Source organism: Pseudomonas sp. HN2 (genome assembly GCF_020736465.1).
Lineage (GTDB): Bacteria > Pseudomonadota > Gammaproteobacteria > Pseudomonadales > Pseudomonadaceae > Aquipseudomonas > Aquipseudomonas moraviensis_A.
The window spans coordinates 4324728-4348412 of the sequence record NZ_CP085885.1; the positions used below are offsets into that span (position 1 = coordinate 4324728).

Consider the following 23685-nt stretch of genomic DNA (forward strand, 5'->3'; position numbering starts at 1 on the left):
GGTCAGTTTCTGAGTACCCGCACTTTCCGCGTGGTACGGCTTGACCTTCCCCAACGGAAAAACCGGTAAGGACTTTATGTGCGGATTAGCTGGCGAGTTACGTTTTGATCAACAACCTGCAGACCTTGCAGCGATCGAGAGAATCACCCATCACCTGGCCCCTCGCGGCCCTGACGCGTGGGGCTTCCATGCCCAAGGGCCGATTGCCCTGGGGCATCGACGCCTGAAAATCATGGACCTGTCGGACGGCTCGGCACAGCCGATGATCGACAGCCAGTTAGGCCTGTCCCTGGCCTTCAACGGCGCGATCTACAACTTCCCGGAATTGCGCGAAGAGCTCGAAGGGCTGGGTTATGCCTTCTATTCCGGTGGCGACACCGAAGTGCTGCTCAAGGGTTATCACGCCTGGGGCGAGGCGCTGCTGCCGAAACTCAACGGCATGTTCGCCTTTGCCATTTGGGAGCGCGATGCCCAGCGCCTGTTCATCGCTCGTGACCGTCTCGGCGTGAAGCCGTTGTACCTGTCGCGCACAGGGCAGCGCTTGCGCTTTGCCTCGGCACTGCCAGCCCTGCTCAAGGGCGGCGATATCAACCCGATCCTCGATCCAGTGGCGCTCAACCACTACCTGAATTTCCACGCAGTCGTGCCTGCGCCGCGCACATTGCTGGCCGGCATCGAAAAACTGCCGCCGGCCACCTGGATGCGCGTTGAAGCCGATGGCCGCACCGAACAGAAGACCTGGTGGACCCTGCCCTACGGCCCGCATGAGGACGAGAAAAACCTCAACCTCGAAGACTGGGTCGATCGCGTTCTCGACAGCACCCGCGAAGCGGTGGCGATTCGTCAGCGTGCGGCGGTTGATGTCGGTGTGTTGCTCTCGGGCGGTGTCGATTCGAGCATGCTCGTCGGCCTGTTGCGCGAAGTCGGTGTAGAAAATCTCTCGACCTTCTCCATCGGGTTTCAGGATGCCGGCGGCGAGCGCGGCGACGAATTCCAGTATTCGGACCTGATCGCCAAGCACTACGGCACCCGCCACCATCAATTGCGCATCGACGAGAAAGAAATCATCGAGCAACTCCCCGCCGCGTTCCGCGCGATGAGCGAGCCGATGGTCAGCCACGACTGCATTGCCTTCTACCTGTTGTCCCGGGAAGTGGCCAAGCACTGCAAAGTGGTGCAGAGCGGCCAGGGTGCCGACGAGTTGTTTGCCGGCTATCACTGGTATCCGCAAGTCGACGGCGCGGCCGATCCTTACGCGGCTTACCGCGATGCGTTTTTCGACCGCAGCTATGACGACTATGCCGCAACCGTGCAGCCGAAATGGCTGGTCGATCACGACGCAGCAGGCGACTTCGTCAAAGATCATTTTGCCCAGCCTGGCGCTGCTGCCGCGGTGGACAAAGCCTTGCGTCTGGACAGCACGGTGATGCTGGTCGATGACCCGGTCAAACGCGTCGACAACATGACCATGGCCTGGGGCCTGGAAGCGCGCACACCGTTCCTCGACTATCGACTGGTCGAACTGTCGGCCCGCGTGCCCGGCAAATTCAAGCTCCCCGATGGCGGCAAACAAGTGCTCAAGGAAGCCGCGCGTCGGGTCATTCCAAGCGAAGTGATCGACCGCAAGAAAGGCTATTTCCCGGTGCCGGGCCTCAAGCATTTGCAGGGCGACACGCTCAATTGGGTGCGCGAACTGCTGCTCGATCCAAGCCAGGATCGTGGCCTGTTCAACCCGACCATGCTCGACAAGCTTTTGACTGATCCACAAGGCCAGCTGACCCCGTTGCGGGGTTCGAAATTGTGGCAACTGGCGGCCCTGAACCTGTGGCTCAGTGAACAAGGAATCTGATTGATGAAACCCCATGCCACGTCCATCAACCAACGTCTGTTGCGTGGTCAGGCCCCTTCGTATGAACGTTTGCAGGCGCGCCTGGCCGAAGACGGCAGCGAACCTGCCACCGCCCCGATTGCCGTGCATTGCGGTTGGGGTCGGCTGCTGATCGGTCACACCTTTCCCGACCCGGCGTCACTGGCGCAGGAACTGCTCAACGAGCAGCCCGGCGAGCGCGACATCGCCCTGTACGTCGCCGCACCGCAGCAGATTCTCGGCCTCGAGCCGACTCAGCTGTTTCTCGATCCATCCGACACCCTGCGCCTGTGGTTCAGCGATTATCGTCAGGCGACACGGGTGTTTCGCGGCTTCCGCATTCGTCGTGCGCAGAGCGAAACCGACTGGCAGGGCATCAACCGTTTGTATCAGGCGCGCGGCATGTTGCCGATCGATCCGGAGCTGCTGACCCCGCATCATCAGGGCGGCCCGGTGTACTGGCTGGCGGAAGACGAGGACAGCGGCGCGGTGATCGGCAGTGTCATGGGCCTCAATCATCAGAATGCCTTCAACGACCCGGAACACGGCAGCAGCCTTTGGTGCCTGGCGGTCGATCCGCATTGCTCGCGTCCGGGCGTCGGTGAAGTGCTGGTGCGGCACCTGGTCGAGCACTTCATGAGTCGCGGCCTGGCTTATCTCGATCTGTCGGTACTGCATGACAACCGTCAGGCGAAAAGCCTTTACGCCAAACTGGGCTTCCGCAACTTGCCGACCTTCGCCATCAAGCGCAAGAACGGTATCAACCAGCCGCTGTTTCTCGGTCCGGGGCCGGAGGCGAATTTCAATCCTTACGCACGGATCATTGTCGAAGAAGCGCATCGGCGCGGTATCGATGTGCAAGTGGATGACGCCGACGCCGGGCTGTTTACCCTCAGCCATGGCGGCCGCCGCGTGCGCTGCCGCGAGTCGCTGAGCGATCTGACCAGCGCGATCAGCATGACCCTGTGCCAGGACAAAAGCCTGACCCATAAAGTGCTGAAGGCCGCAGGCCTGAAACTGCCGGCCCAGCAACTGGCGGGCAATGCCGACGATAATCTGGCCTTTCTCGATGAGCATCAGCGTGTAGTGGTCAAACCTCTCGACGGCGAACAGGGCCACGGCGTGGCTGTGGATCTGCGCACCATTGAAGAAGTGCAGAAGGCCATCGAAACCGCCAAGCAGTTCGACAGTCGCGTGCTGCTGGAAAGCTTCCATGAAGGCCTTGATCTACGGATTGTGGTGATCGGTTTCGAAGTGGTTGCGGCAGCGATTCGCCGTCCGGCGGAAGTGGTTGGCGATGGTCAGCATTCGATCGGTGCGCTGATCGAAGCGCAAAGCCGCCGTCGGCAAGCGGCCACCAGCGGCGAGAGCAAGATCCCACTGGATCACGAAACCCAACGCACGCTGCACGCCGCCGGCTATGACTACAGCAGCATTCTGCCGGCAGGCGAGCATCTGTTCGTGCGGCGCACGGCCAATCTGCACACCGGCGGGACGCTGGAAGACGTGACGGCGATTCTTCATCCGACCCTGGTCGACGCGGCGGTGCGTGCGGCGCGAGCGCTGGACATTCCGATGGTCGGCCTCGATCTCATGGTGCCGGCGGCGGATCAGCCCGAGTACGTTTTCATCGAAGCCAACGAACGTGCCGGCCTGGCCAACCATGAACCGCAGCCGACGGCGGAGCGCTTTGTCGATCTGTTGTTTCCGCACAGTCAGCCGGCTGCCTCTTGAACCTTCATTGTTCCGGCTGACGCCTTCGCGAGCAGGCTCGCTCCCACATTTGGAATGCGTTTCCCCGTGGGAGCGAGCCTGCTCGCGAAGAGGCCCGAACGTCATCACAAATTTCTCTCATCGAAACCATCGGTGTGCTCAACCCATCAGGAGTTTCCATGACCAAGACCCCACACATCCCTGAACCGGATCTGGCTTACCTGCAAAAAGTCCTGCTGGAGATGCTCGCCATTCCCAGCCCCACCGGCTTCACCGACACGATCGTGCGCTACGTCGCCGAACGTCTTGAAGAGCTGGGCATTCCGTTCGAAATGACCCGGCGCGGCACCATTCGCGCGACGTTGAAGGGCAAAAAGAGCAGCCCCGACCGCGCCGTGTCTGCGCACCTGGACACCATCGGTGCCGCCGTCCGTGCGGTGAAAGACAACGGTCGCCTGACCCTCGCCCCGGTCGGTTGCTGGTCGAGCCGCTTTGCCGAGGGCAGCCGGGTCAGCCTGTTTACCGACACCGGCGTGATTCGCGGCAGCGTGCTGCCGCTAATGGCTTCCGGGCATGCGTTCAACACTCAGGTCGATGAAATGCCGATCAGCTGGGATCACGTCGAACTGCGTCTGGACGCCTACTGCACGACCAAGGCCGATTGCGAATCCCTGGGCATTCATGTCGGTGACGTGGTGGCGTTCGACCCGCTGCCGGAGTTCACCGAAAGCGGCCATATCAGCGCGCGCCACCTCGACGACAAGGCCGGCGTTGCCGCACTGCTCGCCGCACTGAAGGCGATTGTCGACAGCGGCCAGGAACTGAACATCGATTGTCATCCGCTGTTCACCATCACCGAGGAAACCGGCAGCGGCGCGGCGGCGGCATTGCCGTGGGACGTCAGCGAATTTGTCGGCATCGACATCGCTCCGGTCGCGCCGGGCCAGCATTCCAGCGAACACGCGGTGAGCGTGGCGATGCAGGATTCCGGTGGCCCATATGATTATCACTTGTCCCGGCATCTGTTGCGCCTGGCCGATGAACACGAACTGCCGGTGCGCCGCGACATGTTCCGCTATTACTTCAGCGATGCGCACTCGGCGGTCACCGCCGGCCACGACATCCGCACCGCCCTGCTCGCTTTCGGCTGCGACGCCACGCATGGTTACGAACGCACGCACATCGACAGCCTGGCGGCGCTCAGCCGTTTGCTCGGCGCGTACATTCTGAGCCCGCCGGTCTTCGCCAGCGATGCGGCGCCGGCCAATGCATCACTGGATCGCTTCAGCCACCAGATCGAGCATGACACGCAGATGGAAAGCGAGACCCGCGTGCCGCCGGTGGACAGTCTGGTGGGGCAGCGTTCCGACAGTTAAGACTGGTTGCCTGAAACATCGCTATCGCGAGCAGGCTCACTCCTACATTGGGAATGCGTTCCCCTGTAAGAGTGAGCCTGCTCGCGATGGCGCTGGTCGAGGCACTACAAAAACTGGCAGGCAAAACCCAATCCCCGTAGCATCCCGACATCGATTTGACCGAGGTGCCCATGCTCATCCCCCACGACCAGCTTGAAGTCGACACCCTCACCCGCCTGATCGAGGATTTCGTTACCCGCGACGGTACCGACAACGGCGATGACACACCGCTGGAAACCCGCGTACTGCGCGTGCGCCAGGCATTGACCAAAGGTCAGGCGCTGATCGTGTTCGACCCGGAAAGCGAACAGTGCCAGTTGATGCTCAAGCACGACGTACCCAAGCATCTGTTCGACTGAAACCGTCAGCCAGCCTTCGCTGCGGCCTCCTTGCGCTTGATCCGGTCATAGACCTCGGCGCGGTGCACATGGACTTTCTTCGGCGCCTCGACGCCGAAGCGCACGCTGGAGCCATTCACCGACAGAACACGCAGGGTGATGTCGTCACCGATTGAAATCAACTCACCGACCACACGGCTGAGTACAAGCATGGGATTCATCCTTCAGGACTGGCAAACCCTGAAGATGCGCGGCTTACAGCGGCTCCACAATGCATGACGAGCAAATCAGTCTTGCCCTACAGCCTCCCATGCCCGCAGCCGTCAGACGCTTCGCACAAAGGTATCAGGCGGCGGAAAAGCGCGGCCCCAACAGAATCACACTCGCACCGACCACGCATAGCGCCATGCCGATCCAGTCCGAGCCCAGCGGGCGCACCCGTTCGACGACCGCGAGCCAGCCGATCGAAGCGACGATGTAGATCCCGCCGTACGCGGCATAGGCGCGCCCGGCGTAGGCCGCTTCAACACGGGTGAGCAACAGTGCGAACAGGGTCAGGCTGAGTAGCGCGGGAATCACCCACAACGCACTTTTGCCCTGGCGCAGCCACAAATAGAAAGCAAAACACCCGGCGATCTCAAACAGCGCCGCCAGGAAGAACCACAGGTAATTGAGCATGGAATGCGTCTCGACAGGGTGACCATGGCGGCCACCCTAACCACGCGGCGGGCAACGAACAAGATCACGCGTTGTTTTGTCGGGCCTTGGCGCGCATTTTCTCCGCCATCGAAGTCATCTCGTTGTAGAGCAGTTGCGGATTTTTCTGTTTCAGCGCCCAGGCCATGCGCCCTTGTTCGTGGGGCAGAATCATGAACTCGCCAGCGGCGACTTGCTGATAGATGTATTCCGCAATATCGGCTGCACTGATCGGCGAACTTTCCAGCAACTTGCCGACCTGCGCTTTCATTGCCGGGGTTGGGCCGCGGAAGGAATCGAGCAAGTTGGTCTGGAAGAACGATGGGCAGACCACGTGCACCGCCACTTCCTGCTGCGCCAGTTCGATCAGCAGGCTTTCCGACAATGCCACCACGCCCGCTTTGGCGACGTTGTAGTTGCTCATCGCCGGGCCTTGCATCAGCGCGGCCATGGAGGCGATGTTGATGATCTTGCCCTTGCTCTGTTCCAGCAGTGGCAGGAACGCCTTGCAGCCTTTGACCACGCCCATCAGGTTGATCGCGATCTGCCAGTCCCAGTCTTCCAGGGACAGTTCGCTGAAGAACCCACCCGAGGCGACCCCGGCATTGTTGACGATGATGTCGATGCCGCCGAGCTTCTCTTCACAGGCTTGGGCGAACGCGGTGAGCTGGCTGTAATCACGCACATCGCAGCGCTGGATGAAACCGTCGCCGCCCGCCTCGCGCACCAGTTTGAGGGTTTCCTGCAGGCCGGGTTCACTGACATCGGACAAGGCCAGCCGCCAGCCTTCACGGGCCCAGCGCAGCGCGATTTCGCGACCCAGGCCGGAGCCTGCACCAGTGATCATCATGCGATTTTGCATAGCGGACAGCCTTGTTGTTCCGGGAGAGATGCGCCGAGTGTAGCGAAGGAACTGCGTCCGCCCACGCTCCATCCAGTTGCTGAATGGAGGATCAAAAGATTGCAGCCCCCGCCAACTTCGCCATCCAATCCCGTAGGAGCTGACGAGTGCAACGAGGCTGCAATCTTTTCGCTGGAAAGGAAATAACAGAGCAATCCAAATACATTAAAAAAACATTGAATTTTTTTTCATTCGCGCAAGTCGGAACATGTAAGCCGGCTGGAATTTAGTTGCTATCCAGCTGCCCACTGAGCGTCAAGACTCTTCCAGACTCTGAACAAGGAAATCACCCATGGGCACAATTCTAATCATCATCCTGATCCTGTTGCTGATCGGTGGTCTGCCGGTCTTCCCGCACTCCAGAAGTTGGGGTTATGGCCCGTCGGGCATTATCGGCGTGGTGTTGGTCGTGCTGCTGGTGCTGTTGTTACTCGGCAAGATATGACGATTTGAAGCTGTAAAAAAAGAGGCCCTTTTTCAAGGGCCTCTTTTTTATTGCGTGGACTTCAACGAGTCATCAATCCGGCTTGCCGTGAATCACACCGGCGGTGTTATCGAGCAGGCTTTTGGTCGCGGTTTGCAGGAACGCCTCGAGTTTGAGTTTGAGTTCGGCAGTACGCGGCGCATTTGGCACAACTTCGGCGTGCGGAGTGGCACCGAGCTGGTATTGCCAGATTTTCGGGCCCATGTCCTTGTCGCGCGGCAGCACCAGAATCTGGTCAGCGGTGACGATGGCGGTGGTCTGCTCGCTGCCCGATGGCTTGATCACACCGAAACCGGTGTCGCCCTGCGGCAGGTTGAGCAGGTCACGGCCCCAGCACTGGTGACGCACTTCACCACCGAGACGGCCCATGATGGTCGGCACGATGTCGATCTGCGTGCCCACGGTGTGGTCACGGGCACCGAACTTCTGCTGAATGCCCGGGGCGATCATCAGCATCGGCACGTTGAAGCGGCCCAGGTCCATTTCAGTGATCTGGCGCTCGTTGCCGAAGCCGTGGTCGCCGACGATGATGAACAGGGTTTCGTTGAAGTACTTCTCTTTGCGCGCCTTCTCGAAGAACTGGCCGAGCGCCCAGTCGGAGTAACGCATGGCGGTCAGGTGTTCGTTGAGGCTGCCACGGTCAGTCACGCGCTCGACCGGCAACGGTGTCGGCAAGGCGTACGGCGTGTGGTTGGACAGGGTTTGCAGCAGGGCGTAGAACGGCTTGCCGTTTTCCCGCGCCTTGAGCTCCTGCAGGCCACGATCGAACATGTCCTGGTCGGACACGCCCCAGGTCGGATCGGAGAACACCGGATTGACGAAGTCGTTACGGCCAACGAAGTTGGTCATGCCCTGGTTGCTGAAGAAGCCCGACTGGTTGTCCCAGGCGAAGTCGCCGTTGTAGACGTACACGTCGTCGTAGTCGCGAGCACTGAGCACCTGCGGCAGGCCGGACAGCTTGTGGCTGCCTTCCGGGGTCTGCATCAGGTATTCGAAGCCGGGCAGGTTCGGGAAGCAGGCCATGGTCGCAAACATGCCCTGGTGGGTGTGCGTACCGTTGGAGAAGAAACGGTCGAACAGCAGGCCTTCCTTGGACAGCTTGTCCAGGTAAGGCGTGATGTTGCCCGGAGCACCCAGGGCGCCAACCGAGTGACCGGCCATGCTTTCCATCAGGATCACGACAACGTTCTTGATCGGCAGGGTCTTGCCGGCTGGCGGCATGTAATCACGGCGCACGGCGGCAATATCGGCGTCGACCAGTTTGTCGTCAGGCATCAGCAGCATGTCACGCACGATTTTCTGCGCCTGTTCCTGCGGCAGCGTGGCTTTCCAGATGTTGTCGCGATCTTCGCCCATGCGCGACTTGGCGGCCTCGATCAGCGACAGCGTGGCGTTAAGACCGAGCTGGTTGGCGAAGTTGGAATCAGTGGTGTACACGTCACCCCAGCGCATTGGCGGGCCTTGACGCAGGGTGCCACGGGCGGCAACCACGCAGATCAGCAGGCAGACCACAAACACCGCCAGGCGGGTGTACCACGGCGCAACCTGACGGGAGCTGACGCTGCCGCCGCTGAACGGCCCGCGCGGGCGGGTGGCGCGGTCGGCGCCCTTGAATGCCAGGGTCAGAATGACCGTGCCGATGACCCACGCCAGCAGGTAGCGCACCACCGGGAAACCGTACCAGAGCATGCTCATCACGGTTTTCGGATCTTCTCTCACGTATTGGAACACCAGACCGTTGAGGCGCTGGTGAAACTCGCGGTAGAAGTCCATCTCCATCAGGCCGAGGAACAGCGCGATGCTCGAGGCGATGGTCAGCCACAGGCGAAAGAAGCCGCGCGCGGCCATGGCCCGGGCGCTGAACAGCGCCAGCACCAGCGGAATGCACAGGTACACCACCAGGCGCAGGTCGAAACGCAGACCGTTGACGAACGCTTCGAGGAAGGTCGCGGCCGGGGTGTCGAGGATCATCTCGCGGTTGTAGACCAGCAGCGCGAGGCGCAGCGCGGAAAACATGACCATCATGACCAGTGCGCACAGCAGCGTGTAGGCCAGATGCGATTTGACGGTCGGTTGCAGCAGGCGAGCAGAAGATCGCTGCTGATTCAGGGCGTCCGGGTTTGCCATGTCGTTTTAGGACCCATTGGAAGTTGAAGTTGCAAAAATACAGCGGCGCCAGGCCCTCTATTGGTCATTCCAGACCCCGGGGCGTGCGCGGTGCGCAAATGTTGCACGATCGTTCACACCATTGCCATTGATTACTGCCCTGCTCTTCGAGACTTTCATTCAAAGGGCTGACAGCGCTGTAGCAGGCAACAAGTGCGGGCGAATTGTCTTGAAGGCTTTGTGAAAATTTCGTGCAACGCATATCTGGAAATACAATTTAGAGACAAAACAAAACGCCCCGAACCGGTCGGGGCGTTTTGCTTAGAGCGCGAAGATTATTTCTCGGCGCGTTCTTTCAGCGCTTTCAGCGTATTGAATGGCGCATCGACGACGAACTTGTTGGCAACCATCGCCGGTACGCTGCCACCTGGCTCGGTGTGTACTTGATAGGTCACTTCGACCTGATCGCCTTTAGGCACGAACTTCCAGAAGCCTTTGACTTGCTGAACCCGTACGAAGCCTTTTTCTTCCGGCAGATAGGTCGGCACGCCTTCAAGATTCCGCGTCAGGCTGCCATCGGCACCTTCAACAGTGGTGATCTTCAACACCGAATCACGCGGAGTCACCGGCCATGGTGTATTGAATTGCGAATAGGTCCAGCTCAGATCGCCTTCATGCTTGAGCAGTTTCTGGCTCTTGCACTCGTGAATCCAAGCGCAGGCGCCGGAGACGTCTTCCTGCAAGGCGCGCAGTTTGGCAATGGTGGTCTTCATCAGCGCGACGCCCTGATAGGACTTGTAGTCCGAACCGGGTATTTCACTCAGGGAAACCTTGATACCGTCTTCGTTCTTGGCGACTTTCCAGTCTTCCGCCTGGGCGACCGAAGTGGCAAGTACGGCAGTCAGACCACACAACACAGCGATACGATGCAGCGAACCCATAGTGTTATTCCTTATTGTTGAAGTTCCGTTGGTGAACACATCACGCCGCCGTCATCTGCTCCCACCAGCCGATCAATCTGATCGCCTCTTCCGAACTGCTGCCGCAAACCTCGACATCCGCAGCGAAACCCGAGCAGACAGGCGGACGTTCCGGACGGCCGAAAATGCTGCACAGGTTATCGACCGACAGTTGCACGCAACGTTCGCCAGCGGGTTTGCCATCGGGCATGCCGGGGATCGGTGAACTGATGGAGGGGGCAATGCAGCAAGCGCCACAGCCTTCGCGGCATTTCATGACGTACAGATCCTCGGGACGGGCGATGTGTAAAGAGACGGGGAACAGAGTAACCGCTAAAACGGCTGTTTCAAATTGTTGGAAGCGGGTTTTCAACGATAAGTAAAAGTGACCGGGCAGTCTCCGACGAAGCGTCTGGTCTGCGCATCACAGATGACCCGTTCTACTGTTTGAATTCAAAATCCAGCGCGGCGCCTTCCACATCGCGTCGCGCTTCATTGCGCAGTTGCAACTGCATTTCGTTGCTGAGCAAGCGCCCGTTGAGCTGGAAACCGGCGTCCTTCTCACCGAACATCTGCGGCAGGATCGCCTCGCGCTTGGGCAGCTCCACCGTGCCCTTGGGCTTCAACTCTTCAACCATATCCTTGGGCAGGCTGAGATCGAGTTTTGCCGGCGGCAATTTGGTCTTCGCCACTTCGCTGGCGGATTTCGATTTCGAAGCAACCGGGCGGCGCTTCTTCACTGTGGCGGTTTTTTTGGCCTGGGCTTTTTTTGCTGGAGCCGCGGTTTTCACGGTTTTGTTCGTCGTACTCGTCGCTGCCGGTTTTTCCTGGGCTGCGGCCACCATGACACCCGGTACCTGACCGATCATCAGCCAACCCAACAATACCCACGCGGCAGGAACAATGGCTTTCATGGACCCAACGAACTAACGGCAGAGGGCCACATGCTCGCCTGTTGCGCGTCACATGACAAGCATCACCTGCCCCCTCGTTCAGAAACCGCCAGCGGTTTCCTGACACAGTTGCGTCGCCAGCAGACCCAGCGTCATCAGCGCCCGCTCCGCCTCGCGATTCCACGGAATGCCGCAATTGAGGCGGATACAGTGGTTGAACTGCTCGGTGTTACTGAAGATCAGCCCCGGCGCGATGCTGATGCCTTGTTGCAGCGCGCGGACATGCAATTCCTGGGTGTTGACCCGTCCCGGCAAGCTCACCCAGAGGATGAAACCGCCGGTGGGCCGGGACATTTGCGTGCCCTCGGGGAAGTGCTGCTGCACCGCCAGCTGGAACGCGCTGAGGTTTTTTCGGTATTCCTGGCGGATGTACCGTAAATGCCGGTCATAACCGCCGTTTTCCAGATAGGCGGCGATCGCCATTTGCGTAACGCTGCACGCCGAATGGGTGCTGAAGGTTTGCAGTCGCTGGATTTCCTGCTGGTACTTGCCAGCGATCATCCAGCCGATGCGCACACCTGGCGACAAGGTTTTGGAGAAGCTCGAGCAGTAGATCACCCGATCCAGCCGGTCATAGGCTTTCAGCGCTTTGGTGCGGCCTTGCTCGAACATCAGTTCGCCATAGATATCGTCTTCGACAATCTGAATGTCGAAATCCGAGGCCAGGCGCAGCAACTGTTTCTGCCGCTCTTCCGGCATGGTTCCGCCGAGGGGATTACTCAATCGCGTGGTCAGCACCAGTGCCTTGATCGACCATTGGTTGGCGGCCAGTTGCAAGGCTTCCAGGCTCATGCCGGTGGCGGGATCACTGGGGATTTCGATGACTTTCAGACCGAGCAGATCAGCCAGTTGCAGCAGGCCGTAATAGGTGGGTGATTCCGCAGCGATCAGATCGCCCGGGCGGGTCAGCACGCGCAACGACATCTGCAGGGCATCGACACAGCCGTGGGTGATCACCACTTCCGATGGATCGACCACCACGCCGGCGTCACGCATGCGGATCGCGACCTGGCGGCGCAGCGGTTCGAAACCGGGGCTGAACATGTAGCTGAACGCCCGCGGACTGTGGAATCGGGTGACCTTGGCGAGCTGCTGATGCAGGGCACGCACCGGCAAATAATCGACACTCGGCACCGCAGCGCCCAGCGGAAACACGCCTTCGCGTCGAGACTCGACCAATACCTGTTGGATGATGCTGCTGCGCGTGACCAGCCCCGGCCGCTCGACCCGGGCAATGTCCGGGGTCGGCGCGGTCAGCGCGGGGGTCTGGTGCACGTAATAACCCGATTGCGGACGCGCGCGGATCAGGCCCTGGTCTTCGAGGTTGGCATACGCCTGCAACACCGTCGCGTGGCTGACGTTGAGCTGCGAACTCATCTTGCGCACCGAAGGCACGCGCTCCCCGGGTTGATAGACACCACGGCGGATGTCCTCGGCCAGTTGCTGAGCAATACGTTGGTAGAGCAAGAGATTGGTCATGAGCGCAGCACTCGATTTCACGGGTGTTTTATTCTTGTGTGAAACAATACCGGAACAGTTTAGAAGTGTACTGGGACAGTTGCCAGATTACTCGACCGTACAGTGCGGTGTCTGCCCCATCTGTACGGTTTTGCGCGGCAATCGACAGACGTAAAAAAGCCCGGCACTGCATGACAGGCCGGGCTTCCCAGAGACGCAACCCTCAGCGGGCGGCGCCGAGCTGGCCTTTTTCGTCGGAGAAAACAATTTCCACCCGGCGGTTCTGTGCCCTGCCGCGCTCGGAAGCGTTGGCGTCGACCGGGAACTGGTCGCCGTACCCTTCGACCTGAATGCGTTTTTCATCGACACCCAGATCGACCAGCACGTCAGCCACCGATTGCGCGCGGTCGCGGGACAGTTTGAGGTTTTCCTGCTTGCCGCCGGTGCTGTCGGTATAACCCTCGATGCGCACCACGCGCTTGGGGTTCAGTTGCAGGAACTGAACGATCTTCAACACGACACGGTTGGCCGAGTTTTTCAGTTCCGCTTCGCCGGTGTCGAACAACACATCACCGAGAGTCATCACCAGACCACGATCGGTCTGCGTGGTGGCCAGCGCCACGATCTGTTCCTCCAGCCACTTGCCTTGCTGCTGCACGCTGAGCAGTTTCGACTCGCGCAGGGCCAGTTGCAGACGCTGCCGCTCCAGTTCGAGTCTGGCCGCCTGCTCCTCGTTGAGTGCCTGGTTGGTGTGCTCGCGAGCGATTTCGCTGTAGCGCTGGCTCAGGTAGGCGTAATGCACAACGTCAGCACCGCTGCCCCAATAAGTCGACAGACGATCGGCGCGGGCCAGGGATTCACCGGCGCGGATCACGTCTTTCGGCGCAATCCGCAGCACGTTGGAATCTTCCTTGACCTTCTGGAAATCAGCCCCGGCCTGTTGCAGCGCCGCCTCACTGTGCTGGCCGACGCAGCCGTAAAGGCTCGCGCACCCGGCGAGCAGCAGAATACCAATAGCGTTGGATCTGAGGCTCATTGCGCTTCCCCCAGTTGCAGCTGCTTGCGCAGGCGGACAATGCGGGTATTGAGCACATTGAGTTGCTCTTCGCTTTTTTTCGTCAGCACCTTGGCTTCGGCCAGACGTGCATCCAGTTCGGCCTGCTCGGCACGCATGCGCGCATTGCGATAGGACTCGTCCGCCATGTTGCCTTTGGCGCGGTTGTACTTGGTTTCGGCCAGTTGCATTTCCGGCACTTCGTCAGCGGTGGCGCCGACTGCCTTGGCCTGCACGATGGCCTGTTCGGTCAGACGCATTTGTTCACTGGGTGCCGGATCGGTTGCGCACCCGGCCAGGGCCAGAACGGCCACAGCCGCGAAAAGAGGTCGAATACTCACTAAGAATCCCTACTGTTTTGGGGCACTGACAGGTTGTGGCGGCTGTTGCTGTTGCGCCTTCCAGCGCTCGATGTTGCGTTGCAGCGCGGCTTCCGTCAGTCCGGACGCGGGCAATTCTGTCATCTTTTTGGCGAGCTGTCCGCGCAACCACGGATCGTTGCAGGCCGAGTTATGGGAAACCGCGAGGAACAGTCCCGGACGATCAATGGGTTGCTCGAACGCCAACAGATCGCTGGTCATGCCCAATGTCTGCGCGGCGGCCAGGCCTGAGTAACGTCCGGCGAGGACATATTCCACCTCGCCCAACAGAAGTTTCTGTAGGGCCTGGGTAAGGTTGGCTGTCCGCGTCAGGGTCAGATTCTGTTCGGCGAAAGTGCCGAATGCCTGGGTCATCCGAGACTTTTCCGACACCGCGCCGGCATGGCCTTTCAGATCGACCGCCTCGGCATAGGTCAGCGTCGAGCCTTTGCGCGTCCACACCAGATAGTCGTTTTCCAGTAGTGGCGGATGAATGTAGTCGAGGTTTTCCAGCTCATTCACGGTCAGCGGCGCGTCGGCGAGCATGTCCATGCGCCCGCTGCGCACTTCGTCGAGCGCTTGCGAGCGTTTACCGGCATACAGCAGGTCGACTTTGATGCCGAGGTCCTTGGCCACTTGCTGCAACAGATCGGCACTGGCACCGATCAAGCGCTTGGGGTTTTGCGGGTCCTGCCACAGGTACGGCGGCGCATCCGGGCTACCGGTGACGACCAGGCGCTCGCACTTGCCAGCGGCCGTGGCCAGACCTGGCAACAGCATCAATCCCAACAACCATCCGCAGCGCAGATCCATGGCAAACCGTTCCCCACTCAAATCCGAGACAAAAAAAAGCCCGACCAACAGGCCGGGCTCTTTATAAGTGAAGCCGCCGGATTAGACCAGCTTCTCCAGCTCAGGTACTGCTTCGAACAGATCTGCCACCAGACCGTAATCGGCCACCTGGAAGATCGGCGCTTCTTCGTCCTTGTTGATCGCAACGATCACTTTGGAGTCTTTCATACCGGCCAGATGCTGGATCGCGCCGGAGATACCGACGGCGATGTACAGCTGTGGCGCAACGATCTTGCCGGTCTGACCGACCTGCATGTCGTTCGGTACGAAACCTGCGTCGACCGCAGCGCGGGAAGCACCAACAGCCGCGCCGAGCTTGTCGGCCAGAGCGTACAGGTGTTTGAAGTTGTCGCCGTTCTGCATGCCGCGACCGCCGGAAACGACGATCTTTGCAGCGGTCAGCTCAGGACGATCGGACTTGGCCAGCTCTTCGCTGACGAAGCTCGACGTACCGGCGTCGTGGGCAGCGCCAACCGCTTCAACGGCAGCCGAACCACCTTCAGCGGCAACCGGGTCGAAACCGGTGGCACGCACGGTGATCACTTTGATCGCAGCAGTCGATTGCACGGTAGCGATGGCGTTACCAGCGTAGATCGGACGCTTGAAGGTGTCAGCGCTTTCCACCGAGATGATCTCGGAGATCTGGTCAACGTCCAGCGCAGCAGCAACGCGCGGCAGGATGTTTTTGCCGTTGGAGGTCGCGGCAGCCAGGATGTGGCTGTAGCCAGCGCCGAGTTCGGCTACCAGCGGCGCGATGTTTTCCGGCAGCTGATGCGCATAGGCGGCGTTGTCAGCGTTGAGGACTTTGCTCACGCCAGCGATTTTCGCCGCGGCTTCGGCCACCGGGCCAGCGCCCTGACCTGCCACCAGAACGTGGATGTCGCCGCCGATTTTGGCAGCAGCGGCCACGGTGTTCAGTGTGGCCGGGGCCAGCACTTTGTTGTCGTGTTCAGCGATTACCAAGATAGTCATTTTTAGATTACCTTCGCTTCGTTTTTCAGTTTCTCGACCAGTTCAGCCACCGACTTGACCTTGATGCCTGCGCTGCGTGCTGCCGGCGCTTCGACTTTCAGAGTCTTGTTGGTGGAGGCGGTGGAAACGCCCAAAGCGTCCGGAGTCAGCACTTCGAGAGGCTTCTTCTTGGCTTTCATGATGTTTGGCAGAGACGCATAGCGCGGCTCGTTCAAACGCAGGTCGGTGGTGACGATGGCCGGCAGTTTCAGCGAAACGGTCTGCGCGCCGCCGTCGATCTCGCGGGTCACGGCAACGCTGTCGCCGGAGACTTCGACTTTCGAAGCGAACGTGCCCTGACCGTAGCCGCTCAGTGCAGCGAGCATCTGACCGGTCTGGTTGTTGTCGCTGTCGATCGCCTGTTTGCCAAGGATCACCAGCTGAGGCTGTTCCTTGTCGACGACGGCCTTGAGCAGCTTGGCCACGGCCAGCGAAGTCAGGTCTTCAGCGGATTCGACGAGGATGGCGCGGTCGGCACCCAGAGCCAGTGCGGTACGCAGCTGCTCCTGAGCGGTGGTCGGGCCGATCGAGACGACGACGATTTCAGTCGCAACGCCCTTCTCTTTCAGGCGAACGGCTTCTTCCACGGCGATTTCGCAGAATGGGTTCATCGACATCTTGACGTTGGCGAGGTCGACGCCGGAATTGTCCGCCTTGACGCGGACCTTGACGTTGTAATCCACAACGCGTTTGACAGCTACAAGAACCTTCATGGATTCCTCGTTACTCTCCGGTGAAAAGAAAGTCGCCTAGGCGAACCTGGCGGATGATGCTCATCGGGCGACAAGGGCACCTCTAAAAACGCCGGCTTGAATGTGAGGTGATTCACTTGGCGAAGGGTGATGACCGTTCGTCAGGGGTGACTGCCGGGTCATTCATTCCCACGCTGTGTAAACTGCGCGCCGGACTTGCGCTGCGCATCACCGTCTACTGCCTGTGCCCTGTCTTTAGAGGTGCTCTTGAAACCGCCAGTCTGCCTACGGCGAGCGCAAAACCGCCCGTATCTTGACCGGAACGCCCATTCTGGTCAATACGCCAAAATGCCCTGTCATAAGCCGCGCTTCTTTGATTTATCAGGGCTGGAGGCGATTCAAACAAACGTTTGTATTGGACGTTAGGAGTGGTGTAGATATAATGCGCCGCCTAGAGAGAAAGGTAGATTCGCCAATATTCCCTTTGACGTTAACGTAAAGGCAATACGGAAGCGACATCAAACCTCCAAATCAGAAAAAAAACTGTTGAGCCTTGAGTAGGAGATAGCCTGTGGAACGCGAATACATGGAATTCGACGTCGTCATCGTCGGTGCCGGCCCCGCTGGTCTGTCCGCCGCCTGCCGCTTGAAGCAGAAGGCCGCTGACGCCGGTAAGGAAATCAGCGTCTGCGTGGTCGAAAAAGGCTCCGAAGTCGGCGCGCACATCCTCTCCGGTGCGGTGTTCGAACCGCGCGCATTGAACGAACTGTTCCCGGACTGGAAAGCACTCGGCGCACCGCTGAACACGCCAGTCACGCGCGATGACATTTTCGTGCTGAAAAACGCCGACAGCGCGCAGAAGATCCCCGACTTCTTTGTGCCCAAGACCATGCACAACGAAGGCAACTACATTATCTCCCTCGGCAACCTGTGCCGCTGGCTGGCTCAACAGGCCGAAAACCTCGGTGTGGAAATCTACCCGGGCTTCGCCGCTCAGGAAGCGCTGATCGATGAAAACGGCGTGGTGCGCGGGATCATCACCGGTGATCTGGGCGTCGATCGCGAAGGCCATCCGAAAGAAGGCCTGTACACCCCGGGCATGGAATTGCGTGGCAAATACACGCTGTTCGCCGAAGGCTGCCGTGGCCACATCGGCAAGCAACTGATCAAGCGCTACAACCTCGACAGCGATGCCGACGTCCAGCATTACGGCATCGGTCTGAAGGAAATCTGGGAAATCGACCCGGCCAAGCATCAGCCAGGCCTGGTGGTGCACACCGCCGGCTGGCCGCTGGACATCATGGGCACCGAAAATACCGGCGGCTCGTTCCTCTATCACCTGGAAAACAATCAGGTGGTGGTCGGTCTGATCGTCGACCTGTCCTACAGCAACACTTACCTGTCGCCATTCGACGAATTCCAGCGCCTCAAGCATCACCCGGTGCTCAAGCAATACCTGGAAGGCGGCAAGCGCGTCAGCTACGGCGCCCGCGCCATCGCCAAGGGCGGCCTGAACTCGCTGCCGAAAATGGTCTTCAAGGGCGGCGCGCTGATCGGTTGCGACCTCGGCACCCTGAACTTCGCCAAGATCAAAGGCAGCCACACCGCGATGAAGTCCGGCATGCTCGCGGCTGAATCGGTGGCAGATGCGCTGTTCGCCGAGCAGGACTGCACGGTCGAACTGACGACTTACGTCGACGCGTTCAAGAACAGCTGGCTGCACGAAGAACTGTTCGCCAGCCGCAACTTCGGCGCGGCGATTCACAAGTACGGCGCGATCATCGGCGGAGGTTTCAACTGGCTGGACCAGAACATCTTCGGCGGCAAACTGCCGTTCACCCTGCGCGACACCAAGCCGGATTACGCCTGCCTCAAGCTCGCGGCCGACTGCAAGAAGATCGACTATCCGAAACCCGACGGCAAACTGAGTTTCGACAAACTCAGCTCGGTGTTCATCTCCGGTACCAACCACGAAGAAGAACAGCCGTGCCACTTGAAGCTGACCGACCCGAGCATCCCGATCAGCAAGAACCTGCCGCTGTACGACGAACCGGCGCAGCGCTACTGCCCGGCCGGCGTGTACGAAGTGATCACCAAGGAAGACGGCGAGAAGCGCTTCCAGATCAACGCCCAGAACTGCGTGCACTGCAAGACCTGTGACATCAAGGACCCTGCGCAGAACATCACCTGGGTGGCGCCGGAAGGTGCCGGCGGCCCGACTTATCCGAACATGTAAGTCGACGCGCTGAACAACAAGGTTCCCGAAATGGGGGCCTTTTTGTTGCCCAAAATTCCTGCAACACCGCCGAACCAATGTAGGAGTGAGCCTGCTCGCGATAGCGGTGCTTCAGTCAGCATCATCGTCAACTGATACACCGCTATCGCGAGCAGGCTCACTCCTACAGGGGATCTCCATCGGCTCAAGCAGCGCGCTCATCGCCCGGGCTACGTTCGAAGTAGCGCTTGTACTCGCGGCTGAACTGCGACGTGCTCTGATACCCCACCCGATGCGCCACCTGTGCCACACCCAGCCCTTCCGCCACCAGCAGCGTCTGCGCCTTCAACAAGCGCAAACGCTTGAGATACTGCACCGGCGACAACAACGTGCTGCGTTTGAAATGCTCGTGGAAGGTCGACACGCTCATGTTCGCGCAACCGGCGAGGGTCTCGACATTCAGCGGCTCGGTGTAGTGCGCATGCAGATGGCTGATCGAAGCCGCCACCCGGGCGAATTGCCCTTGTTGCTCGACCAGCGCGCGCAACACATCCGCTTGCGGCCCGCGCAGCGCGACGAACAATAATTCGCGAACCCGCGCCGGGCCGAGAATCTGGCATTCCAGCGGATCGTGCAGACAGCTGAGCAGGCGTTCGACGCAACCGCGCATGCCGTCATCGAGCACCACCGAGGTCATCGACTCCGGTGTCTGCGCCGGAATATGCCGCCCCGGCGCCAGCCCCATGGCCAGCACCAGTTCGCCGAGCAGTACGCGATCAATCGCCACCGAGACCCCAAGCAACGGCGCATCGGGCAAGGCAAAGGTTTCGCATTCGAACGGCACCGGCAGCGCCTGGATCAGGTAATGCCCGGCGCCATATTCCATCGTCCGTGGGCCGAGAAACGCCAGTTTGCTGCCCTGGGCGATGATCATCAGGCTCGGCTCGTAAATGTGCGGGCCACGGGCGACGTCGCAACTGGCGCGCAGGATCTGCACACCGGGCAGGCCGGTCTGGCTGTAGCCATCGCGCAGCGCCAGCGGTTCGATCAGCGAAACCAGCCGGGCATTGGCATCAAGATGACGGGTCAACTGCATCGAATAGGTCTTCGTAAAAAATCAGGGAAAAGGGGATGAAAACATCATCGCAGATCTGCTGGCCAATACGACTGCCGCAACCCGCATCCCGGAGGATTAGGCATGAGACCCGGAGAAATCGTCATGGCCGCACCCGCGCCTGGCGCCCAGAATTCACCGCCTCACTTGTCACTGTTTTTGCGAGGTCACTCATGTACACCGCCATCGGCTATGCCGCCCAATCGGCCACCACTCCCCTCGCCCCGATGAAATTCGAACGCCGCAGCCCGCGCGCGGACGACGTGGCGATCGAAATTCTCTACTGCGGCGTCTGCCACTCCGACATCCATCAGGCGCGCAACGAATGGGGCATCGCCGTTTATCCGCTGATGCCCGGCCATGAGATCGTCGGAAAAGTCACCGCTGTCGGTGCGAATGTCACCCGTCACAAAGTAGGCGATCTGGTTGGCGTCGGATGCATGGTCGACTCCTGCCGCAGTTGCGAAGCGTGCCAGGCGAACCTCGAGCAATATTGCCTCGAAGGCCCGACCATGACCTACGCCACCCCGGACCGGGTCGATGGCAGCAACACCATGGGCGGTTATTCGGACAGCATCGTGGTCAGCGAACACTTTGTCGTGCGCATCCCGGAACGCCTGGCGCTGGCCAGCGCCGCACCGATTCTCTGCGCCGGCATCACCACCTACTCGCCGCTCAAGCACTACGGCGTCAAGGCCGGTGACAAGGTCGGGATTCTCGGCATGGGTGGCCTCGGTCACATGGGCATCAAGTTCGCCAAGGCCATGGGCGCGGAAGTCACGCTGTTTACCCGCTCGGCGAGCAAGGCTGAAGAAGGTCGCCGTCAGGGTGCCGATCACGTCATTGTCTCCACCGACGCCGAACAGATGAAGGCCGCGGCCGGTTATTTCGACTTTCTGCTCGACACCATTCCGGTCCAGCACGACCTCAACCCGTACCTCGACACCTTGCGCTTCGATGGCGTGCACATTCTGGTCGGTCTGATCGAGCCGGTGAACCCGCCGGTCCACGCCGGCAAACTGGTGATGAGCCGTCGCGTACTGGCCGGCTCGCTGATCGGCGGTATCGCCGAAACCCAGGAGGTGCTGGATTTCTGCGCCGAGCACAACATCACCTGCGACATCGAAATGCTCGACATCCGCAATATCAACGAAGCCTACGCGCGGATGATTGCCGGTGACGTGAAGTACCGTTTCGTCATCGACATGGCGACGCTGAAGGCTTAAACCTTCACGGCTTACACCTTCAAGCCAAGCTCCGCCGACAGCCGGGTTGTGACCCCTTTGAGCAGGGGGATCAACTCGGCCATTTTTTCCAGCGGCATGTACGGCACAGTGCTGGCGATGCTGATCGCCGCGACAATGCCCTTGCTCGCATCGCGAATCGGCGCCGCCACACAGCGGATCGACGGTTCGTTGTCTTCCAGATCGAAGGCGTAGCCACCAGTGACGTATTCGCCCATGCGCTGCTCCAGCTGTTCCCACGACTGCTGGGGATGCTGCGGCCAGAACTGACTTTTGCCACCCGCCGGAAGGCTGATGTCATACAGCCGCCGCCAATCCTGCGGCGAGTCATCGAGCATCAATGCCTTGCCGATCCCGGTGCGCACCAGCGGCATGCGATGGCCGACCCGAGAGCGCATTTCCGGGCCGTTGCGCCCAGGATTCTTCAGCAGATACAACACCTCGTCGCCTTCGCGAATGCCCAGATGCACGGTATCGCCGGTCAGCGCCGACAACTCGTCCAGATACGGCCCGGCCAGGGTCACCAGCGGCAACTCTTCGCGGGCCTGAAAGCCCAGTTCGATCAGTTTCGGCCCAAGCAGATAACCGATTTGCGGCACCACGCGCAGATAACGCTCGTCGACCAGGCAACTGGCCAGCCGATGGGTGGTGCTGCGCGTGGTGCCGATCAGCCGGGCGATCTCCTTGAGATCACGTGCGCCGCTGGCCACCGCTTGGACTACACCGAGGCCGCGCAACAGCGTCTGGGTGCCGGTGGGCGCGGCGTCCTTGGTTTTTTCCGGGGCGTTTTCCTGCATATCCAGCCTTTTACCGTTGAGCGAAGGAACGGGCGGCATTATGGTCGCCCGACGCAGAGCACTACAACTCGATACGCTCGACCTTGCCCACCAGCAGCACGTAGGACAGGGCACCGACCAGTGCGAGCACGGCGATATAGGTAATCGCCGGCGCGAACGAATCGCCGCTGGCGAGGAAGCCGATCACGATTGGCGTCGCGATCGCCGAGAGGTTGCCGATGAAGTTGAACACGCCGCCGGTCAAGCCGAGCAAACGCGCCGGCGCCAGCGTCGACACCAGCGACCAGGTGATCGACGCCAGACCATTGCCGAAAAATGCCAGGGCCAGGAAGGCGATCACCAGCGATGTCGACTCGACGAAGTTGGCGCCGATGATCGAGGTCGAAATCAGCAGCCCGCCAATGATCGGCAACTTGCGCGCGAAGCCCACGGTGTAGCCACGGCGAATGAGGAAGTCGGAAAAGAATCCCGAACACAACACTCCCACGAACGCGGCGAGAAACGGCAGCGACGCGAGCAGGCCGGACTTGATGAAGTCCATGCCGCGATATTTCACCAGGTAGGTCGGGAACCAGGTGAGGAAAAACCACAGGGTCGAGTTCAGGCAGAACTGGCCGAGGTAGATGCCCCACAACTTGCGTTTGCTGAGGACGATGCCCAGATCGGTCCAGCTGAATCTGGCTTTGACCTTGGCCGCGTCAGCCTGGATATCGACCAGCCCGCCACCCTCGCGGATCAGATCGATTTCCGCCTCATTGGCGCCTTTGAAATCGCGCGGCTCGCGATACACCGCGTACCAGATCAGCGCCCACAGAATACCCACGGCGCCGGTGGCGACGAACACCATGTGCCAACCGAATTCATGTTGCAGCCACGCCAGCACTGGCGTCAGGAAGGCCAGGCCGACGAACTGCCCGGAGGTGTAGAAACCGATCGCCGTGGCGCGTTCGCGCTCGGGAAACCAGGTGGTGACCACGCGGCTGTTGATCGGATAGGCCGGCGCTTCCAGTGCACCGACGGCCATGCGCAGCACGAACAGTGCGATGAAGCTGCTGACGAAACCGAGCATCACCGTGGCCACCGACCACAGCAGCAGCGCGACGCTATAAAGGATCCGAGGCGGCACGCGATCGACCAGCCAGCCGCCGGGGATCTGCATCGCGGCATAAGTCCAGCCGAAAGCGGAGAAGATCAGCCCGACGTGTACCGGATCGATGCCCAGCTCACTGGTCAGCGCCGGTGCGGCAATCGACAGGTTACTGCGGTCGAGGTAGTTGATGACCACGGTGATGAACAGCAACACCATGATGAAAAACCGCTTGCGGCTGGGCGTGACTAAAGACGCCTGCCCGGAGAGGGTGTGCGTTTGCATGAGGAGAGCCTCTTTTTATGTTTATTGAGGTCGGCCTGAGGCCTTGCACAAATCCCTGTAGGAGTGAGCCTGCTCGCGATAGCGT

The 23685-nt window shown here is 60.3% G+C and carries 23 protein-coding genes; 7 read left to right on the forward strand and 16 right to left on the reverse strand.

The annotated features are described in order from the left end of the window. Window positions 1-76 precede the first annotated feature (76 nt). From LIS66_RS19045 to LIS66_RS19060, 4 genes are all read left to right on the forward strand, one after another. On the forward strand, window positions 77-1849 hold the full coding sequence (locus LIS66_RS19045) for an N-acetylglutaminylglutamine amidotransferase (protein WP_227972813.1): 1773 nt from the start codon (window positions 77-79) through the stop codon (window positions 1847-1849). Between the two features lie 3 nt (window positions 1850-1852). Beyond that, window positions 1853-3601: an N-acetylglutaminylglutamine synthetase gene (gene ngg, locus LIS66_RS19050; RefSeq protein ID WP_064361486.1), complete on the forward strand. Its 1749-nt coding sequence runs from the start codon at window positions 1853-1855 to the stop codon at window positions 3599-3601. 158 nt (window positions 3602-3759) lie between these two features. After that, window positions 3760-4956, forward strand: a complete 1197-nt coding sequence (locus tag LIS66_RS19055) for an osmoprotectant NAGGN system M42 family peptidase (protein WP_042607960.1) — start codon at window positions 3760-3762, stop codon at window positions 4954-4956. Between the two features lie 170 nt (window positions 4957-5126). Next, the gene (locus LIS66_RS19060) at window positions 5127-5354 is read left to right on the forward strand and encodes a YheU family protein (RefSeq protein WP_003199186.1); all 228 of its coding nucleotides are present in this window, start codon (window positions 5127-5129) and stop codon (window positions 5352-5354) included. Between the two features lie 5 nt (window positions 5355-5359). Here LIS66_RS19060 and csrA read toward each other — a convergent pair whose 3' ends face one another. The 3 genes from csrA to LIS66_RS19075 all read right to left on the reverse strand — a co-directional run bounded on the left by csrA (window position 5360) and on the right by LIS66_RS19075 (window position 6891). Beyond that, on the reverse strand, window positions 5360-5545 hold the full coding sequence (csrA, locus tag LIS66_RS19065; protein WP_024013891.1) for a carbon storage regulator CsrA: 186 nt from the start codon (window positions 5543-5545) through the stop codon (window positions 5360-5362). Window positions 5546-5678: 133 nt separating this feature from the next. Next, window positions 5679-6011, reverse strand: a complete 333-nt coding sequence (locus LIS66_RS19070; RefSeq protein ID WP_042607961.1) for a YnfA family protein — start codon at window positions 6009-6011, stop codon at window positions 5679-5681. A gap of 64 nt (window positions 6012-6075) precedes the next feature. After that, window positions 6076-6891, reverse strand: a complete 816-nt coding sequence (locus LIS66_RS19075; RefSeq protein ID WP_042607962.1) for an SDR family oxidoreductase — start codon at window positions 6889-6891, stop codon at window positions 6076-6078. Window positions 6892-7222: 331 nt separating this feature from the next. On the opposite strand from LIS66_RS19075, the gene LIS66_RS19080 reads away from it, so the two are divergent. After that, window positions 7223-7375: a DUF3309 family protein gene (locus LIS66_RS19080; protein WP_003183939.1), complete on the forward strand. Its 153-nt coding sequence runs from the start codon at window positions 7223-7225 to the stop codon at window positions 7373-7375. Between the two features lie 72 nt (window positions 7376-7447). On the opposite strand, the gene LIS66_RS19085 is transcribed toward LIS66_RS19080, so the two are convergent. The 10 genes from LIS66_RS19085 to LIS66_RS19130 form a co-directional block, all read right to left on the reverse strand. Beyond that, window positions 7448-9541 carry an LTA synthase family protein gene (locus tag LIS66_RS19085; protein ID WP_227972814.1) on the reverse strand — a complete coding sequence of 698 codons (2094 nt, stop codon included), beginning with the start codon at window positions 9539-9541 and terminating at the stop codon, window positions 7448-7450. Window positions 9542-9855: 314 nt separating this feature from the next. Further along, window positions 9856-10461 (reverse strand): START domain-containing protein, encoded by a 606-nt coding sequence (locus LIS66_RS19090; protein WP_042610733.1) that lies wholly within the window; start codon window positions 10459-10461, stop codon window positions 9856-9858. A 40-nt stretch (window positions 10462-10501) separates the two neighbouring features. Then, window positions 10502-10756, reverse strand: a complete 255-nt coding sequence (locus tag LIS66_RS19095) for a YkgJ family cysteine cluster protein (protein ID WP_227972815.1) — start codon at window positions 10754-10756, stop codon at window positions 10502-10504. A gap of 163 nt (window positions 10757-10919) precedes the next feature. Next, complete coding sequence (locus tag LIS66_RS19100) at window positions 10920-11393, reverse strand: translation initiation factor 2 (RefSeq protein WP_227972816.1); 474 nt, start codon at window positions 11391-11393, stop codon at window positions 10920-10922. Between the two features lie 78 nt (window positions 11394-11471). Then, entirely contained in the window at window positions 11472-12911 is a 1440-nt protein-coding gene (locus tag LIS66_RS19105; RefSeq protein ID WP_024013893.1) for a PLP-dependent aminotransferase family protein, read from the reverse strand. A gap of 202 nt (window positions 12912-13113) precedes the next feature. Then, window positions 13114-13926 carry an OmpA family protein gene (locus LIS66_RS19110; RefSeq protein ID WP_227972817.1) on the reverse strand — a complete coding sequence of 271 codons (813 nt, stop codon included), beginning with the start codon at window positions 13924-13926 and terminating at the stop codon, window positions 13114-13116. Then, complete coding sequence (locus tag LIS66_RS19115; protein WP_172667940.1) at window positions 13923-14285, reverse strand: DUF4398 domain-containing protein; 363 nt, start codon at window positions 14283-14285, stop codon at window positions 13923-13925. Before LIS66_RS19115 ends, LIS66_RS19110 begins: the two co-directional genes overlap by 4 nt. A gap of 9 nt (window positions 14286-14294) precedes the next feature. Beyond that, window positions 14295-15116, reverse strand: coding sequence for a substrate-binding periplasmic protein (locus LIS66_RS19120; protein ID WP_159245573.1), 822 nt, complete (start codon window positions 15114-15116; stop codon window positions 14295-14297). A gap of 81 nt (window positions 15117-15197) precedes the next feature. Further along, window positions 15198-16127, reverse strand: a complete 930-nt coding sequence (locus LIS66_RS19125) for an electron transfer flavoprotein subunit alpha/FixB family protein (RefSeq protein ID WP_042610727.1) — start codon at window positions 16125-16127, stop codon at window positions 15198-15200. A 2-nt stretch (window positions 16128-16129) separates the two neighbouring features. Beyond that, window positions 16130-16879, reverse strand: coding sequence for an electron transfer flavoprotein subunit beta/FixA family protein (locus LIS66_RS19130; RefSeq protein WP_007908338.1), 750 nt, complete (start codon window positions 16877-16879; stop codon window positions 16130-16132). Between the two features lie 550 nt (window positions 16880-17429). Here LIS66_RS19130 and LIS66_RS19135 point away from each other — a divergent pair. Beyond that, a complete protein-coding gene (locus tag LIS66_RS19135) occupies window positions 17430-19094 on the forward strand; it encodes an electron transfer flavoprotein-ubiquinone oxidoreductase (protein WP_064361479.1) in 1665 nt (554 codons plus the stop codon). A gap of 184 nt (window positions 19095-19278) precedes the next feature. Here the strand turns inward: LIS66_RS19135 and LIS66_RS19140 are convergent, their stop codons facing one another. Further along, complete coding sequence (locus LIS66_RS19140; protein ID WP_016770956.1) at window positions 19279-20169, reverse strand: AraC family transcriptional regulator; 891 nt, start codon at window positions 20167-20169, stop codon at window positions 19279-19281. A 191-nt stretch (window positions 20170-20360) separates the two neighbouring features. Here LIS66_RS19140 and LIS66_RS19145 point away from each other — a divergent pair, with 191 nt between their 5' ends. Further along, complete coding sequence (locus tag LIS66_RS19145) at window positions 20361-21413, forward strand: NAD(P)-dependent alcohol dehydrogenase (RefSeq protein WP_039760107.1); 1053 nt, start codon at window positions 20361-20363, stop codon at window positions 21411-21413. Window positions 21414-21424: 11 nt separating this feature from the next. Here the strand turns inward: LIS66_RS19145 and LIS66_RS19150 are convergent, their stop codons facing one another. Next, window positions 21425-22228 carry an IclR family transcriptional regulator gene (locus tag LIS66_RS19150; protein ID WP_227974537.1) on the reverse strand — a complete coding sequence of 268 codons (804 nt, stop codon included), beginning with the start codon at window positions 22226-22228 and terminating at the stop codon, window positions 21425-21427. A gap of 61 nt (window positions 22229-22289) precedes the next feature. Next, window positions 22290-23600: an MFS transporter gene (locus LIS66_RS19155; protein WP_227972818.1), complete on the reverse strand. Its 1311-nt coding sequence runs from the start codon at window positions 23598-23600 to the stop codon at window positions 22290-22292. Window positions 23601-23685: the final 85 nt, after the last annotated feature.

Coding starts and splice junctions, on each gene's coding strand:
- LIS66_RS19045 (WP_227972813.1), top strand. CDS start 77: ATGTGCGGATTAGCTGGCGAGTTACGTTTTGATCAACAACCTGCAGAC.
- ngg (WP_064361486.1), top strand. CDS start 1,853: ATGAAACCCCATGCCACGTCCATCAACCAACGTCTGTTGCGTGGTCAG.
- LIS66_RS19055 (WP_042607960.1), top strand. CDS start 3,760: ATGACCAAGACCCCACACATCCCTGAACCGGATCTGGCTTACCTGCAA.
- LIS66_RS19060 (WP_003199186.1), top strand. CDS start 5,127: ATGCTCATCCCCCACGACCAGCTTGAAGTCGACACCCTCACCCGCCTG.
- csrA (WP_024013891.1), bottom strand. CDS start 5,545: ATGCTTGTACTCAGCCGTGTGGTCGGTGAGTTGATTTCAATCGGTGAC.
- LIS66_RS19070 (WP_042607961.1), bottom strand. CDS start 6,011: ATGCTCAATTACCTGTGGTTCTTCCTGGCGGCGCTGTTTGAGATCGCC.
- LIS66_RS19075 (WP_042607962.1), bottom strand. CDS start 6,891: ATGCAAAATCGCATGATGATCACTGGTGCAGGCTCCGGCCTGGGTCGC.
- LIS66_RS19080 (WP_003183939.1), top strand. CDS start 7,223: ATGGGCACAATTCTAATCATCATCCTGATCCTGTTGCTGATCGGTGGT.
- LIS66_RS19085 (WP_227972814.1), bottom strand. CDS start 9,541: ATGGCAAACCCGGACGCCCTGAATCAGCAGCGATCTTCTGCTCGCCTG.
- LIS66_RS19090 (WP_042610733.1), bottom strand. CDS start 10,461: ATGGGTTCGCTGCATCGTATCGCTGTGTTGTGTGGTCTGACTGCCGTA.
- LIS66_RS19095 (WP_227972815.1), bottom strand. CDS start 10,756: ATGAAATGCCGCGAAGGCTGTGGCGCTTGCTGCATTGCCCCCTCCATC.
- LIS66_RS19100 (WP_227972816.1), bottom strand. CDS start 11,393: ATGAAAGCCATTGTTCCTGCCGCGTGGGTATTGTTGGGTTGGCTGATG.
- LIS66_RS19105 (WP_024013893.1), bottom strand. CDS start 12,911: ATGACCAATCTCTTGCTCTACCAACGTATTGCTCAGCAACTGGCCGAG.
- LIS66_RS19110 (WP_227972817.1), bottom strand. CDS start 13,926: ATGAGCCTCAGATCCAACGCTATTGGTATTCTGCTGCTCGCCGGGTGC.
- LIS66_RS19120 (WP_159245573.1), bottom strand. CDS start 15,116: ATGGATCTGCGCTGCGGATGGTTGTTGGGATTGATGCTGTTGCCAGGT.
- LIS66_RS19125 (WP_042610727.1), bottom strand. CDS start 16,127: ATGACTATCTTGGTAATCGCTGAACACGACAACAAAGTGCTGGCCCCG.
- LIS66_RS19130 (WP_007908338.1), bottom strand. CDS start 16,879: ATGAAGGTTCTTGTAGCTGTCAAACGCGTTGTGGATTACAACGTCAAG.
- LIS66_RS19140 (WP_016770956.1), bottom strand. CDS start 20,169: ATGCAGTTGACCCGTCATCTTGATGCCAATGCCCGGCTGGTTTCGCTG.
- LIS66_RS19145 (WP_039760107.1), top strand. CDS start 20,361: ATGTACACCGCCATCGGCTATGCCGCCCAATCGGCCACCACTCCCCTC.
- LIS66_RS19150 (WP_227974537.1), bottom strand. CDS start 22,228: ATGCAGGAAAACGCCCCGGAAAAAACCAAGGACGCCGCGCCCACCGGC.
- LIS66_RS19155 (WP_227972818.1), bottom strand. CDS start 23,600: ATGCAAACGCACACCCTCTCCGGGCAGGCGTCTTTAGTCACGCCCAGC.